This is a genomic window from Saccharopolyspora rosea (assembly GCF_025643595.1).
GTDB classification, from domain to species: domain Bacteria; phylum Actinomycetota; class Actinomycetes; order Mycobacteriales; family Pseudonocardiaceae; genus Saccharopolyspora; species Saccharopolyspora rosea.
This window is the reverse complement of sequence record NZ_CP102826.1, coordinates 5,454,018-5,468,157: the sequence shown is the minus strand read 5'-3', so window position 1 is coordinate 5,468,157 and position 14,140 is coordinate 5,454,018. Positions and strand designations below refer to the sequence as shown.

Here is a 14,140-nt window from a genome sequence, read left to right as displayed (position 1 = left end):
CAAGGTCAAACTTCCCGGACCACGAGCTCCGGGACTCCGCAAGCAAAGCCGCTGGACGCAGCGTCATCAGTCCGCAGGAGGTCGAAGAGGGCCCATGAACATCGTCGTCCTGGTCAAGCAGGTGCCCGACACGTATTCCGAGCGGAAGCTTTCTGAAGCGGACCACACGCTGGATCGCGAGTCGGCGGATGCGGTGTTGGATGAGATCAACGAGCGCGCGGTCGAAGAGGCGCTGCAGATCAAGGAGGCCCAGGGCGGCGAGGTGACCGTGCTGTGCATGGGCCCGGATCGCGCGACGGATGCGATTCGCAAGGCGCTGTCGATGGGGGCGGACGCGGCGGTGCACGTCTGCGACGAGGCGTTGCACGGGACGGACGCGCTGGGGACGGCGCGGGTGTTGGCCGCGGCGATCGGCACCGTGGACTCGGTTGATCTGGTGATCGCGGGCAACGAGGCCACGGATGGTCGCAGTGGTGCGGTGCCGGCGATGGTGGCCGAGTTGTTGGGGTGGCCGCAGTTGACCTATGCCCGCAAGGTGGAGGTCGAGGGGTCGACGGTGCGCGTGGAGCGGGAGACCGACGCGGGCATCGTGTCGCTGGAGGCGGCGGCTCCGGCGGTGGTGAGCGTGACCGAGAAGATCAACGAGCCCCGCTACCCCTCGTTCAAGGGGATCATGGCGGCGAAGAAGAAGCCGGTGACCACGCTGGGCCTGGCCGAGGTCGGGGTGGACGCGGCCGTGGTGGGCCTGTCCGGTGCGGGTTCGCAGGTGGTGTCCTCGGCGCCGACGCCGCCGAAGTCCGCCGGTGAGAAGGTCACCGATGAGGGCCAGGGCGGCGTGGCGATCGTGGAGTTCCTGGCCGGGCAGAAGTTGGTCTGAGGTCGTTCGCGGGTTTTCGAGGAGGCATGGGTTTTATGGCTGAGGTTCTGGTCCTCGTTGATCACGTGGACGGCGAGGTCAAGAAGGTCACCTACGAGTTGTTGACCGCGGCGCGCCGGATCGGTGAGCCGTCGGCGGTGGTGGTCGGTGAGCCGGGTACCGCCGGCAAGCTGGCCGAGGGGCTGGCCGCCTACGGTGCGGCGAAGGTCTACGCCGCCGAGTCGGAGCAGGCCGGGCGGTTCCTGGTGACGCCGCAGGTGGACGTGCTGGCCCAGCTGGTGGACTCGGCGTCCCCGGCGGCGGTGCTGGTGCCCGCCTCGATCGACGGCAAGGAGATCGCCGGTCGGCTGGCGGTGCGGCTGGGTTCGGGTCTGCTGTCCGAGGTGGTCGACCTCGACGCCGAGGGCGTGGGCAGCCACTCGTTGTTCGGTGGCACCTTCGACGCGAAGGCGAAGGTCACCCGGGGCACGCCGGTGATCACGGTGCTGCCGGGTGCGGTCGAGGCCGAGCAGGCCGCCGGCGCGGCCGCGACTGAGCAGGTCGAGGTCGCCGGGGTGGACGAGGCCAAGGCCGCGAAGATCACCGGGCGGCAGCCCGCCGAGGCCGGCGACCGCCCCGAGCTGACCGAAGCCTCGGTCGTGGTCTCCGGCGGTCGGGGTGTCGGTTCCGCCGAGAGCTTCGAGGTCGTGGAGAAGCTGGCCGACTCGCTGGGCGCCGCGGTGGGCGCCTCGCGTGCGGCGGTGGACTCGGGTTACTACCCGCACCAGTTCCAGGTCGGGCAGACCGGCAAGACCGTCTCGCCGCAGCTCTACATCGCCCTGGGCATCTCCGGTGCCATCCAGCACCGGGCCGGGATGCAGACCTCGAAGACGATCGTGGCGGTCAACAAGGACCCCGAAGCCCCGATCTTCGAGATCGCCGACTACGGCGTGGTCGGCGACCTGTTCCAGGTCGCCCCGCAGCTCACCGAGGAGATCACCAAGCGCAAGGGCTGAGGTGCGCGTTGACGTCGAGGGCGGGTCGCCGGTGCGGCCCGCCCTCGTTCTCCGTCAGCGACGGGCCTCGTCGCGGCCCTTGCAGGCGAGTTTGTCGGCCCGTTCGTTCTCCGGGTGCCCGCTGTGGCCCTTGACCCACTCCCAGCGGACCTCGCCGTGGCGGGCGCGCTCGGCGTCCAGGCGGCGCCAGAGGTCGGCGTTCTTGACCGGTTGCTTCGAGGCCGTCCGCCAGCCGTTGCGCTTCCAGCCGTGCAGCCACTCCGTGATGCCCTTGAGCACGTACGTGCTGTCGGTGTGCACCCGCACCAGCGGCATCGGACGGGTCAGCGCGGCCAGGCCCTCGATGACCGCGGTGAGCTCCATCTTGTTGTTGGTGGTGGCCGCCTCGCCGCCGTGCAGTTCGCGTTCGTGGTCGCCGTAGCGCAGCACCACGCCCCAACCGCCCGGACCGGGATTCCCGCTGCACGCGCCGTCGGTGAAGATGTCCACGCCGTCCGGTTCGGTTGCTCCCATGCGGGCAATCTAACTTCCCGTCGCCGGTAATTCGGATGCCCGGGGGCCGACGGCGGTGGCAAGCTCGACGTCGTGCGAATCTTGTTCACTGCCGCGCCCGGCTACGGGCTCATGCTGCCGATCGTTCCGCTCATCTGGGCCGCGCGGGCGGCAGGCCACGAGGTGCTGGTCGCCACGACCGGCGAGATGACCGACGTCGGCGCCAGGGCCGGGCTGCCGGTCGTGGACGTCTACCCGGAGCGCGACATCTGGGAACTGCTGCTGCGCCACGTCGGCAAGTCGGAGCCGGACGAGGACGCGCCCGAGCTGACCGAGGAGCACCGGCTGGCGATGCGGTCGGCCAACCCGTTCGGCCTGTTCACCGTGACCATGACCGAGGGATCCATCGAGGCCGGGCGCGCGTTCGGACCCGACCTCGTGGTGTTCACCAGCGACCACGTGGCGGGGCGGCTGACCGCGCAGGCCCTCGGCGTTCCGGCGCTGGAGGTCGGCAACCGGATCTCCTGGTCGATGCGCGACGCGGACTGGCGCGAGGAGCGGGGGAACCTGGTCGACGACGAGGTCACCACGCTGATCCGGGAGAAGCTGGGCATTCCGGCCGAGCTGCCGCGCGTGGTGGCGCGGATCGACCCGCGTGCCCCCAGCATGCGCGGGCTGGTCGCGGACGAAACCGATCCGCGCGACGGCGTGCCGTGGTGGCCGATGCGGTTCGTGCCGTTCAACGGCGGCGCCGTGCTGCCGGAGTGGGCGCTGCACCGGCCGGAACGGCCGCGGGTGTGCGTCACGCTCGGCACCGTGGTGCCGATCATGAACGGCACCAGCAACCTGTCGGTGGTGATCGAAGCGCTCGGCGGGATGGACGTCGAGGTCGTGCTCGCCGCGGGCAAGGCGGACCTGAGCGAACTGGGTGCGCTGCCGGACAACGTGCACTCGGTCGGCTTCCTGCCGCTGTCGGGCTTCCTGCCGACGTGCTCGCTGATCGTGCACCACGGTGGTTCCGGGACGACCGCCGCGCCGCTGCACTACGGCGTCCCGCAGCTGGTGCTGCCCGCGTTCGCGGACAACCCGATGTCGGCGGAGCGGGTGGTCGAGCGCGGGGTGGGGCTCTCCCACGATCCGACCACTGTGGACGTGGACACGGTGCGCGAGCTCGCCGGACGGCTGCTCACCGAGCCGGCGTTCGCCGCCGCGGCCGAGGAGGTCAGCGCCGAGATGGCGGCCCAGCCCGCGCCGACCGCGGTCATCGAGCGGGTCACCGCCGCGCTGTCCTGAGAACGGGGCAGCGGTCGGCCCGCCTTTCGGGCCAGCGCCGCGGGGAGGAACCCGGGATTCACCTGAAGTTCCCGTTTCATGCCCTCGCGTGACCTGGTAGGCGTTCGGCGCCGGGCGGTAAACCTGCGCTATGTCCGAGTCGCAGCTGCTGGTCAGCACCGCGCAACCGAAGTCGCCGACCGATGTCCGCTACTCGCTGCTGGTCGCCCGGGACGCCGGTGAGGTGCGTGCCGCACAACGCCTGCGGTACCGGGTCTTCGCCGAGGAGATGGGCGCGCACGTCACCGGACGGGAGTCCGGTGTGGACAGTGACCGATTCGACGAGTTCTGCGACCACCTGATCGTCCGGGACGACCGGACCGGTTCGGTGGTCGGCACCTACCGGATGCTGCCGCCCGACAGCGCCCGGCAGGCCGGGATGCTCTACTCGGAAACCGAGTTCGACCTCTCCGCGCTGGCGCCGCTGCGGGCCGCGCTGGTGGAGACCGGGCGCTCCTGCGTGCACCCGGAACACCGCAACGGTGCCGTGGTCAGCCTGGTGTGGGCGGGGATCGCGCGGTACATGCTGCTGCACGGCCACACGTGGCTGGCCGGGTGCGCCTCGGTCCCGCTCGACGACGGCGGGGCGGTGGCCGCGAAGGTGTGGGAGACCGTGTCGGCCAAGCACTACGCGCCGCGCCGGTACCGCGTCCGGCCCTACCGGCCGTGGCTGCCGACCGCCGACGGGACCGGCCGGGGCGCGATTCCGCCGCTGCTGCGGGGGTACCTGCGGTTGGGCGCCGAGGTGTGCGGGGCGCCCGCGCACGACCCGGACTTCGGGGTCGCGGACTTCTTCGTGCTGCTGAACCTGGAGCGGGCCGACCAGCGGTACCTGCGGTTCTTCCTGGGGTCGGCGGCGTGAGCCACGCGTGGATGCCGAAGTCGCCGTGCGGTCCCGGCTGCCTGCCGCGGCGCGGGACCGTGCCCGAGGTCGCCGCGCCCCGGGTGGCGCTGCGACTGGCCGGGGCGGCCGGGTTCGTGCTGCTCGGGGCGGTGCTCGCGGGGGCGTTGCCGCTGCTGTCGCGGGGGAGGCGGGACCGCCTGATCAGCGGTTGGTTCCGGGGGCTGATGCGGGTGCTGGGCATTCGGTTCGTCGCCGCGGGACAGATTGAGGCCGGCGTTCTCGTCGTCAGCAACCACGTGTCGTGGCTCGACGTCGTCGCGTTGCAGGCGCTGCGCCGGATGCGGTTGCTGGCCAAGGCCGAAGTGCGGTCGTGGCCGTTCGTGGGCGCGCTCGCCGCGCGCATCGGCACCGTCTTCATCGACCGCGAACGGTTGCGCACCCTGCCGGGCGCGGTGCGCGCGGTCGCGGACGGCCTGCGGTCCGGTGCCGTGATCGGGTTCTTCCCGGAGGGCACGACCTGGTGCGGGCGGGCGTCCGGCACCTACCGGCCCGCGCTGTTCCAGGCCGCCGTCGACGCGGGTGCGCCGGTGCAGCCGGTGGCGCTGCGGTTCCGGCTCGGGGACGGGGCGCCGTCCGCGATCGCCGCCTTCGTCGGCGACGCCACCCTGGTCGGTTCGGTGCTGACCGTGGCGCGGGTGCGCGGACTGGTGCTGGAGGCCACGGTGCTGCCTGCGCTGAACGGGCGAGCCGCGGACCGCCGCGACCTCGCGCAGCGTGCCCGGCGGCTCTGCTCAACGGGTGGTTTCGGCGTCGATCGCGGGGTGCGATCGGAAAATCCACTGGACTTTCACCGCGGTAGAGGTTGCACCCTCCCCGGGTGACCGTGGTTGAGAAGTCCGGAAGCGCGCTCTGGGATCCGCGACGGCGCACCTTCACCGCCGGGATGGTGCTCGTCATCACGCTCGTCGCGTTCGAGGCGATGGGACTGGGCACGGCGCTGCCCACGATCGTCGCCGACTTCGACGCGCAGCGCTGGTACTCGTGGCCGTTCACGGTGTTCATGGCCGCCAGCGCGATCGGGACCGTGCTCGGCGGCCGGGAGGCGGACCGGCGCGGCCCCGGGGCTCCGCTGCTGCTCGGGCTGCCGCTGTTCGCGGTCGGCCTGGTGACGGCGGGCGCCTCGCCCGGCATCGGGGTCCTGCTGGGCGCCCGGGTCCTGCAGGGCTTGGGCGGTGGCGTGGTGATCGTCTCGATGTACGTCATGATCGCCCGGGTCTACCCCGAACGGCACCGGCCGTCGGCGTTCGCGGCGCTGTCCTCGGCCTGGGTCGTCCCCTCGCTGCTCGGGCCGGTGGTGGCCGGGTTCCTCACCGAGCACGCGAGCTGGCGCTGGGTGTTCCTCGGGCTCGCGCCGCTGGTGTGCCTGGGCACGGTGCTGCTCGTGCCGACCGTGCGCCGGTTCGGTGCGCGTTCGGACGCGCCGACGGCGCAGCGGCGGCGCGGGTTGCCCGCCGCCGCGTTCGGGGCCGCCGCCGGTGTCGTGGCGCTCGACTGGGGTGCGCAGAACCCCTCGCCGGCCGCTTTGGTCGTGGGCATGGGCGGCGTCGCCGTGCTCGTGCCGTGCCTGCGGCTGCTGCTGCCCAACGGCACGTTGACCGCGCGGCCCGGGATTCCGGTGATGGCGCTGGCGCGCGGGTTGTTGTCCGGTGTGTTCTTCAGCGCGCAGGCGTTCGTGCCGCTCGCGCTGTCCGTCGTGCACCACTTCTCGCCGACGGCCGCCGGAGTCCCGCTCACCATCGGTTCACTGGGGTGGACGGCCGGTTCGTGGTGGCAGAGCAGGCGGCACCAGGTGCGCCGGGAGCACCTGGTGGCGGCGGGATTCCTGCTGGTCGGCAGCGGGATCGCCGGACTGGCCGCGGTGCTGGCCGGGTGGGTGCCGGACTGGCTGGTGTTCGCGTTCTGGCTGGTCGCGGGATCCGGGATGGGGCTCGGTGTGGCGAGCACATCGGTGCGGGTGCTGGCGCTGTCGCCCGAGTCCGAGCGCGGGTTCAACTCGGCCGCGGTGCAGATCTCGGACATGCTCGGCCAGGCCACGCTGATCGGGCTCAGCGGCGTCCTGGTCGGGGCGCTGGCCGCCCCCGGGCTGCCGGCACGCGGTGTGGTGCCGCTGGACCTGGTGCTCGTGGTGGCCGCGGTGCTGGCCGCCGGGCTGGTCGCCCGTTCCGCGCGCCGCAGCTGCTGACCTGGGTCTTCCCCGACGACCGCGAGGTCGGGGCGGGCGCGGGCTGCATTACCCTGGAAGAGCGATGACATACCTCGACCACGCTGCCACGACTCCCATGCGACCCGGCGCGGTCGCCGTGATGAGCGAGGCGTTGACCCGGTTGGGCAACGCCTCGTCGCTGCACACCTCGGGTCGTCGGGCGCGTCGGGCGGTCGAGGAGTCGCGGGAGGACATCGCCGACGCGCTGGGCGCCCGGCCGTCCGAGGTGCTGTTCACCGCAGGCGGGACCGAGAGCGACAACCTCGCGGTCAAGGGGATCTTCTGGGCGCGCCGCGCGGCGGATCCGGCCCGGCGCCGCATCCTGGCCTCGGCGGTGGAGCACCACGCCGTGCTCGACGCCGTCGAGTGGCTGGCCGAGCACGAGGGCGCCGAGGTGACCTGGCTGGCCGTCGACGGGTGCGGCCGGGTGCGCCCGGAGGTGCTGGAGGCCGCGCTGGCGGACGGCCCCGACGACGTGGCGCTGGCCACGGTCATGTGGGCGAACAACGAGGTCGGCACCGTCAACCCGATCGTCGAGCTGGCCGCGGTCGCCGACCGCTACGGGGTTCCGCTGCACACCGACGCGGTGCAGGCGGTGGAGACGCTGCCGGTCGACTTCGCCGCGTCCGGGGTCGCGGCGCTGACCATGACCGGGCACAAGGTCGGCGGTCCGTACGGCGCCGGGGTCCTGCTGCTGTCCCGCGACGTCGCGTGCACGCCCGTGCTGCACGGTGGTGGTCAGGAACGCGAGGTCCGGTCGGGCACCCTGGACACGCCCGGTGTGCTGGGACTGGCCGCGGCGGTGCGGGAGGCCGTCACCGCGCGCCCGTCGCACGCGCCGAAGTTGGCGGAACTGCGCGACGAACTCGTCGCCGGGGTGCGCGCGGCCGTCCCGGACGCGGCGCTCAACGGCGATCCGGGCGACGGGCTGGTCGGCGGTGGACCGTCGCGGCTGCCGGGCAACGCGCACTTCACGTTCCCCGGCTGCGAGGGCGACAGCCTGCTGATGCTGCTGGACGCCAAGGGAATCGAGTGCTCGACCGGGTCGGCCTGCACCGCCGGGGTCGCCGAGCCCAGCCACGTGCTGACGGCGATGGGCGCCGAACCGAGGGCCGCGCGGGGGTCCCTGCGCTTCTCGCTGGGGCACACCTCGACCGCGGCCGATGTCCAGGCACTCACCGAGGCCATCGGGCCGGTGGTGCAACGAGCGCGCAGCGCCGGGCTGGCCGGGCTGCGCCGATCGGTGGGGTCGCGGACCGCCACGACGGAGGTGTGAGCCGTGCGAGTACTGGCGGCCATGAGCGGCGGGGTCGACTCCGCGGTCGCGGCCGCGCGAGCCGTGCAGGCCGGTCACGACGTGGTCGGCGTGCACCTGGCGCTGTCGGCCAAGCCCGGGACGCTGCGCACCGGAGCCCGCGGCTGCTGCACCATCGAGGACTCGCGGGACGCGCGGCGCGCGGCGGACCTGCTCGGCATCCCGTTCTACGTGTGGGACTTCGCGGAGCGGTTCACCGAGGAGGTCATCGAGAACTTCGTCGGCGAGTACGCCGCGGGACGCACCCCGAACCCGTGCCTGACCTGCAACGAGAAGATCAAGTTCGAGGCGTTGCTGGAAAAGGCGATGGCGCTGGGCTTCGACGCGGTGTGCACCGGGCACTACGCCCGTCTGTCCATCGTGGACGGTGCACCGGAGCTGCGCCGCAGCCGCGACGAGGGCAAGGACCAGTCGTACGTGCTGGCGTCGCTGACCGCCGAGCAGCTGCGGCATTCGATGTTCCCGCTCGGCGACTCGCTGAAGTCCGAGGTGCGCGAGGAGGCCGCCGAACGCGGTCTCGCGGTGGCGAAGAAGCCGGACAGCCACGACATCTGCTTCATCCCCGACGGGGACACCCGCAAGTTCCTGGAGAACAGGCTCGGGCAGCGGCCCGGCAAGCTGGTGGACGCCGAGACCGGGGCCGTGCTCGGCGAGCACACCGGGGTGCACGGGTTCACGGTCGGGCAGCGCAAGGGCCTCGGCATCGACGCGCCCGCGCCGGACGGGCGCCCGCGCTACGTGCTGTCGCTGGAGCCGGTGTCGGGCACCGTCGAGGTGGGCTCCGCAGATCGGCTCAGCGTCACCGAGATCGACGCCAAGCGGCCGATCTGGCCGTCCGAACGGCCGCTGGGCGGACCAGCCGAGTGCGTCGTGCAGGTCCGCGCGCACGGCGGCACCGCGGACGCGGTCGCGGAGGCCGACGAGGACGGCATCCGGGTCGCGCTGCGCCAGCCGTTGCGCGGTGTCGCCCCGGGACAGGCGATCGTGCTGTACCGGCCGGACGAGCGGGGCGACCTGGTGCTGGGCAGCGGCATCATCTCGGCTGCGCGCTGAGTTCTCGCCGAACCTGGTGTGCGGCCCTCTTCCGGGGGCGCGCGCTACGGTCGCCATCGGCGGTCTGCACGACTGCGTGCTCGCCGACGCGCCGGTCGAGGAGCCCTGCGAGGCTGCCCTCCATGCGGCGGTAGCCGCGCTCGGGAGCCGGGCTGGCACCATGTGATCATGCAGCCACTGCACGTGACGGAACTGGGGGACGGCGACCGCGCGGTGTTCGTGCACGGTTCCGGCTCCTGGGCCACGCACGAGGAATTCGGGTTCGGCGCGCAGCGCGCGCTCGCCGACGCCCACCGGCTGGTGCTGCCCGACCGGCGCGGGTACGGCGCGAGCCCCGACGTCGAGCGCAGCGGCCCCGCGCGGGACGCCGACGACATCGCCGAACTGCTCGGCAGCGGTGCCCATCTCGTCGGTCACTCGTCGGGTGGGGTCGTGGCGATGCTGGCGGCCGTCCGGGCGCCGCGGTCGGTCCGGTCGCTGACGCTGGTCGAACCGGCGTGCTTCCAGATCGCCCTGGACTCCCCGGTGGTCGCGGCGGCGGTCCGGCGCAACCGGGAGGCCGTCGCCGCGGTGCCGCCGGAACTGTCCGATGAGGACCTTGTGCGGCTGAACTTCGAGTCCGCGGGTTTCGCGGCGCCGGAACCGACACCGGAACTGGTCCGCGCCACCCGGACCGCCCTCGGGGAACGCCCGGCCTGGGAGACGCCGGTCCCGGTCGAGCCGCTGGCCGCGCTGGACGTGCCGAAGCTGGTCGTCACCGGCACCTGGAAGATCGCTCCGCAGGCGTACCGCGAGCACGGCGGCGCGCCGCTCATGGAGTGCGCCGCGGTGACGGCCGACCGCATCGGCGCGAAGCTGCTCCGGGTGCCCGGCGCATCGCACTGGCCGCACAGCCAGCGCCCCGACCTCGTCAACGCCGCCCTGCGCGAGCTGTGGGGCGCATGTGCGAACCTCGAAACGTGAGCATTCGTCGGGTTCTTGCTGTCGTCCTGCTCGCCGTGGTCGTGCTCGCCGCCGCGGCAGCAGGCGGTCTCGCGCTGCGCCGGCTGTACCCGGACGCCGCTCCCGAGCGCACCGAACAACCCGCCCCGGACGGTCCGGAACCGTTGATCACGTTCCGCCCGGACGTCCTGGCGCACCCGGACTTCCCCACCGTGCGGTGGGTGCTGGAGACGTACTTCAACGCGATCAACTTCCGCCAGTACGACACGTGGAAGACGACCGTGGTGCGCGCGAAGTGGCGCGAACTTCCGGAGAAGACCTGGCGCCAGGCCTACTCCAGCACGCACGACGGCGACGTCGTCCTGCAACGCATCGAACCCGACCCGGACGGCACGCTCCGCGTCATGCTGACCTTCACCAGCACCCAGGACCCCGACAAGGCCCCGTCCTCGGCCCCGTCGCCCTGCCTGCGCTGGAACGTCGTCTGGCTCCTCGTCCCCGAGGACGGTGCCTTCAAGCTCGACGTCGGCAACACCGCCAACAGCATCTTCCAGCCCTGCTGACGGCTGGCGACGACCAGCGGTGGCCGTCAGCAGGGCTGGAATCCGATTTCTGCCGTGTCCACGCTGATGAGGTGTCCGTTAGGCGGACCGGGTGGGCGGGTCGCTGTAGCCGCGGCGCTGCAGGAGCGCCTTGAGATCCTCGGCGGCCGTCACCAGCTGACCGGCCAAATGCCGTTCCCGCTCGGCGATGTAGCCGACGGCTTTGGCATCGGCGCGGGACAGCGCGGCTTCGACAGCGTTCTTGCGGACCTTGCACAGGTAGCCGTAGGCGGCCTGGAGCTGTTCATACGAGTTGATGGCGGCGTTGAGCTTCTCCGTGGCGAAGGAGTCGGTGATCCGCAGCCTCTTTCTGGTGGGCAGCCCGAGATCGATCGCCCTCTTCGGTGGCCGGTGGGAACGGTGCTGGGCGAACAGACGCGTGAACCAGGTCGCCATGCGCGGCATGCCGTAACCCCCTCGTATCAGCGACACGATTGACGATCCGATCGCTGAGCATGCCCGAGAACACCGACAACGTCATCGGCCGACCAGGCAGCTGATCAACCCGTACTGGTCCGTGCGCGCTGACACAGTGGTACCGACCGCCCGGATGTCGTGGTCAGCAGGCCGAGGACGGCGCCTTCAAGCTCGACGTCGGCAACACCGCCAACAGCATCTTCCAGCCCTGCTGACGAAACCCGCGCGCGTCGGCGGGCCGAGCCGGTCGTGGTCACCGGACCGCGGGAGGCGTTAGTGTGCGGCGTCACACTTCGCGGGGAGGTGGTGCCGGATGGCCGGGGTCCGGGGCAGTGCCGTCGACGATCTGGTGCGGCGCAGCGCGGCGCGGGTGCCCGGGCGGGTCGCGTTGCGGTTCGTCGACGCCGCCGGTCGGGAGCGCGCCTGGACCTACGCCGAGTTGGACGCGGCCGTCACGCGGGCGGCCGGGGCGCTGCTGGCGGAGGGCGTGGGCAAGGGGGACCGCGTCGCCGCGTACGGCCGCAACTCCGATGCCTACCTGATCGGATTCCTGGCCTGCGCGCGGGCCGGGCTGGTGCACGTGCCGATCAACTACAACCTGACCTCGGCCGAACTCGGGTACCTGCTGGCGCAGTCCGGCAGTTCGGTCGCGCTCGTCGACCCGGGGCTCGCCGACCGGATCGACGAGGTGGATTCGCCGCCGTCGCGCGTGATTCCGCTGCGCGACGCGCCGGATTCGTTGCTGCGGCGGTGTTCCGACGGTCCCGTGCCGCAGCTGGACGTCGAGGCCGCCGACGACGACCTCGTGCAACTGCTCTACACCTCGGGAACGACCTCTCAGCCCAAGGGCGCGATGATGACGCACCGGGCGCTGCTGCACGAGTACGTGTCCTGCGCGGTGGGGCTGGACTTCCGCGATGACGACGAACCGCTGCACGTGATGCCGCTGTACCACTCGGCGCAGCTGCACGTGTTCCTGGTGCCGCACCTGATGATCGGCTCCACCAACCACCTCGTCGAAGTGCCGGAGCCTGGCGACGTGCTGCGGCGGATCGAGGCCGAGCGCATCGGCTCGTTCTTCGCCGCGCCGACCCTGTGGGTGGCGTTGGCCAACCACGCCGACTTCCCGGACCGCGACCTGGGGTCGCTGCGCAAGGCGTACTACGGGGCGTCGATCATGCCCGGCCCGGTGCTGCGCAGGCTGCGCGAGGCCCTGCCGGAGCTGGGGTTCTACAACTGCTTCGGGCAGTCGGAGATCGGCCCGCTGGCCACCGTGCTGCGACCAGAGGAGCACGACGCGCGGCCGGACTCCGCCGGGCGGCCGGTGCTGTTCGTCGAGGCCAGGGTCGTCGACGAGCGGGGCGAGGAGGTGGAACCCGGCCAGCTCGGCGAGATCGTCTACCGGTCGCCGCAGCTGTGCACCGGGTACTGGGACAAGCCGGAGGAGACCGCGGCGGCCTTCCGCAGCGGCTGGTTCCACTCCGGCGACCTGGTGCGCCGCGACGACGAGGGCTACGTCCACGTCGTCGACCGGATCAAGGACGTGATCAACACCGGCGGGGTGCTGGTCGCCTCGCGGGAGGTCGAGGACGCGCTGTACACCCACCCCGCCGTCGCCGAGGTCGCGGTGGTCGCGGTGCCCGATCCGAAGTGGATCGAGACCATCGTCGCCGTCGCCGTCCGCAAGTCCGATGTGGACGAAGCGGAGCTGGTCGAGCACGCGCGGGCGCGGCTGGCCGGCTTCAAGGTCCCCAAGCGGATCCACTTCGTCGACGATCTGCCGCGCAACAGTTCCGGCAAGCTGCTCAAGAGGGTGCTGCGGGAACAGCTCGCGGAACGGGACCGGCCATAATGGCCGCGTGAGCGATGCAGTGTGGGCCCCCGGAGTGGCGACCGCCGTCGGTTCGATGCCGGGCACCGATCCGGTCGAGGCGGCGCGCACCGTCGTCGGAGAACTGCCTGACCTGACGCCGTTCCCGGAACTCCCGGCGCGCGGCGTCGGCGCCGATGTGCTGGGCCGGACCGCCGGACTGCTCGTCGACCTCGCCGTCGAGGTCGTGCCGTCGGGGTACCGCGTGGCGTCACGACCCGGGCACGACCACCGGCGCGCCCACGACCTGCTGCGCTGGGACCTCGACGCCCTGGAGCAGGCGGTCGGCGAGGCGGGCGCGCCCCGCGCGGTCAAGGTGCAGGCCGCCGGGCCGTGGACGCTGACCGCCGGGATCGAACTGCCCCGCGGGCACCGCGTGCTCACCGACGGCGGAGCGCTGCGGGACTTCGCCGAATCCCTCACCGAAGGGCTCGTCGCGCACGCCGCGCAGGTCGCCGAACGCACCGGTGCGCGCGTGGTCGTGCAGCTCGACGAACCGACGCTGCCCGCCGTGCTGGCGGGCGAGCTGCCGACCCCCTCCGGCTACGGAACCGTGCCCGCCGTGCTCGAACCCGAAGCGCGACGAGTCCTCGGCGAGGTCGTCGACCGGCTCGCCACCGCGACCGGGTCGCCCGTCGTCGTGCACTGCTGCTCGCCTCGGCCGCCGGTCGCGCTGCTGCGCCGGGCGGGGGCATCGGCGATCGCCCTGGACGCCACCGGACTCGGCGAGGTGTCCGGTCAGTTCGCCGACGAACTGGGCGAGGCGTGGGAGGAGGGCACCACGTTGCTGCTCGGTCTGGTGCCGAGCACCGAGCCCCCGGCCGGAGCCGAGCTGCGGCGACTCGCGCAGCCCGCCTTCGACCTGGCCTCCCGCCTGGGGTTCCACCGCCGCACCCTGGCCGAACGTGCCGTGCCCACCCCGACGTGCGGACTCGCCGCAGCATCGCCGGAGTGGGCTCGCCGAGCCCTGTCGCTGACCCGCGACCTCGCCCGCCTCTTCGCCGACGAAGCCGAGGCGTAGCCGCCGAACCCGGCTTCCCGCGGGGACCGATCGGCTTCGGCGGGGGAGGTCCGGAAAGGTGTGCGATGGCCCGCCGGGGCGTGGTGGCCGGGGCGGGGACGAACGCGACGGCGAGGT

14 protein-coding genes are annotated in these 14,140 nt (G+C 72.5%); 12 read left to right on the top strand and 2 right to left on the bottom strand.

Going from position 1 to position 14,140, the window contains the following annotated elements; all coding sequences use genetic code 11:
- The first annotated feature begins 94 nt into the window (after positions 1–94).
- Together NV263_RS25320 and NV263_RS25315 are read left to right on the top strand one after the other, a co-directional pair.
- The gene (locus NV263_RS25320) at positions 95–877 is read left to right on the top strand and encodes an electron transfer flavoprotein subunit beta/FixA family protein (RefSeq protein WP_263249124.1); all 783 of its coding nucleotides are present in this window, start codon (positions 95–97) and stop codon (positions 875–877) included.
- Between the two features lie 35 nt (positions 878–912).
- Entirely contained in the window at positions 913–1,872 is a 960-nt protein-coding gene (locus NV263_RS25315) for an electron transfer flavoprotein subunit alpha/FixB family protein (RefSeq protein ID WP_263249123.1), read from the top strand.
- 54 nt (positions 1,873–1,926) lie between these two features.
- Here the strand turns inward: NV263_RS25315 and rnhA are convergent, their stop codons facing one another.
- On the bottom strand, positions 1,927–2,385 hold the full coding sequence (rnhA, locus tag NV263_RS25310; RefSeq protein ID WP_263249122.1) for a ribonuclease HI: 459 nt from the start codon (positions 2,383–2,385) through the stop codon (positions 1,927–1,929).
- A 72-nt stretch (positions 2,386–2,457) separates the two neighbouring features.
- On the opposite strand from rnhA, the gene NV263_RS25305 reads away from it, so the two are divergent.
- From NV263_RS25305 to NV263_RS25270, 8 genes are all read left to right on the top strand, one after another.
- Positions 2,458–3,657 (top strand): nucleotide disphospho-sugar-binding domain-containing protein, encoded by a 1,200-nt coding sequence (locus tag NV263_RS25305; protein WP_263249121.1) that lies wholly within the window; start codon positions 2,458–2,460, stop codon positions 3,655–3,657.
- Between the two features lie 130 nt (positions 3,658–3,787).
- Complete coding sequence (locus NV263_RS25300; RefSeq protein WP_263249120.1) at positions 3,788–4,558, top strand: GNAT family N-acetyltransferase; 771 nt, start codon at positions 3,788–3,790, stop codon at positions 4,556–4,558.
- A complete protein-coding gene (locus tag NV263_RS25295) occupies positions 4,555–5,421 on the top strand; it encodes a lysophospholipid acyltransferase family protein (RefSeq protein WP_263249119.1) in 867 nt (288 codons plus the stop codon). The genes NV263_RS25300 and NV263_RS25295 overlap by 4 nt, the downstream gene beginning before the upstream one ends.
- A complete protein-coding gene (locus NV263_RS25290; protein ID WP_263249118.1) occupies positions 5,418–6,782 on the top strand; it encodes an MFS transporter in 1,365 nt (454 codons plus the stop codon). The genes NV263_RS25295 and NV263_RS25290 overlap by 4 nt, the downstream gene beginning before the upstream one ends.
- Positions 6,783–6,846: 64 nt before the next feature.
- Entirely contained in the window at positions 6,847–8,079 is a 1,233-nt protein-coding gene (locus tag NV263_RS25285; protein ID WP_263249117.1) for a cysteine desulfurase family protein, read from the top strand.
- 3 nt (positions 8,080–8,082) lie between these two features.
- The gene (mnmA, locus tag NV263_RS25280; protein ID WP_263249116.1) at positions 8,083–9,171 is read left to right on the top strand and encodes a tRNA 2-thiouridine(34) synthase MnmA; all 1,089 of its coding nucleotides are present in this window, start codon (positions 8,083–8,085) and stop codon (positions 9,169–9,171) included.
- Between the two features lie 168 nt (positions 9,172–9,339).
- Complete coding sequence (locus NV263_RS25275; protein WP_263249115.1) at positions 9,340–10,134, top strand: alpha/beta fold hydrolase; 795 nt, start codon at positions 9,340–9,342, stop codon at positions 10,132–10,134.
- Positions 10,131–10,676 (top strand): hypothetical protein, encoded by a 546-nt coding sequence (locus NV263_RS25270; RefSeq protein WP_263249114.1) that lies wholly within the window; start codon positions 10,131–10,133, stop codon positions 10,674–10,676. Before NV263_RS25275 ends, NV263_RS25270 begins: the two co-directional genes overlap by 4 nt.
- A 78-nt stretch (positions 10,677–10,754) precedes the next feature.
- Here NV263_RS25270 and NV263_RS25265 read toward each other — a convergent pair whose 3' ends face one another.
- A complete protein-coding gene (locus NV263_RS25265) occupies positions 10,755–11,120 on the bottom strand; it encodes a hypothetical protein (RefSeq protein WP_263249113.1) in 366 nt (121 codons plus the stop codon).
- Between the two features lie 325 nt (positions 11,121–11,445).
- Here NV263_RS25265 and NV263_RS25260 point away from each other — a divergent pair, with 325 nt between their 5' ends.
- Together NV263_RS25260 and NV263_RS25255 are read left to right on the top strand one after the other, a co-directional pair.
- Positions 11,446–12,984 (top strand): fatty acyl-CoA synthetase, encoded by a 1,539-nt coding sequence (locus NV263_RS25260; RefSeq protein ID WP_263249112.1) that lies wholly within the window; start codon positions 11,446–11,448, stop codon positions 12,982–12,984.
- A gap of 7 nt (positions 12,985–12,991) precedes the next feature.
- Entirely contained in the window at positions 12,992–14,023 is a 1,032-nt protein-coding gene (locus tag NV263_RS25255) for a methionine synthase (RefSeq protein ID WP_263249111.1), read from the top strand.
- Positions 14,024–14,140: the final 117 nt, after the last annotated feature.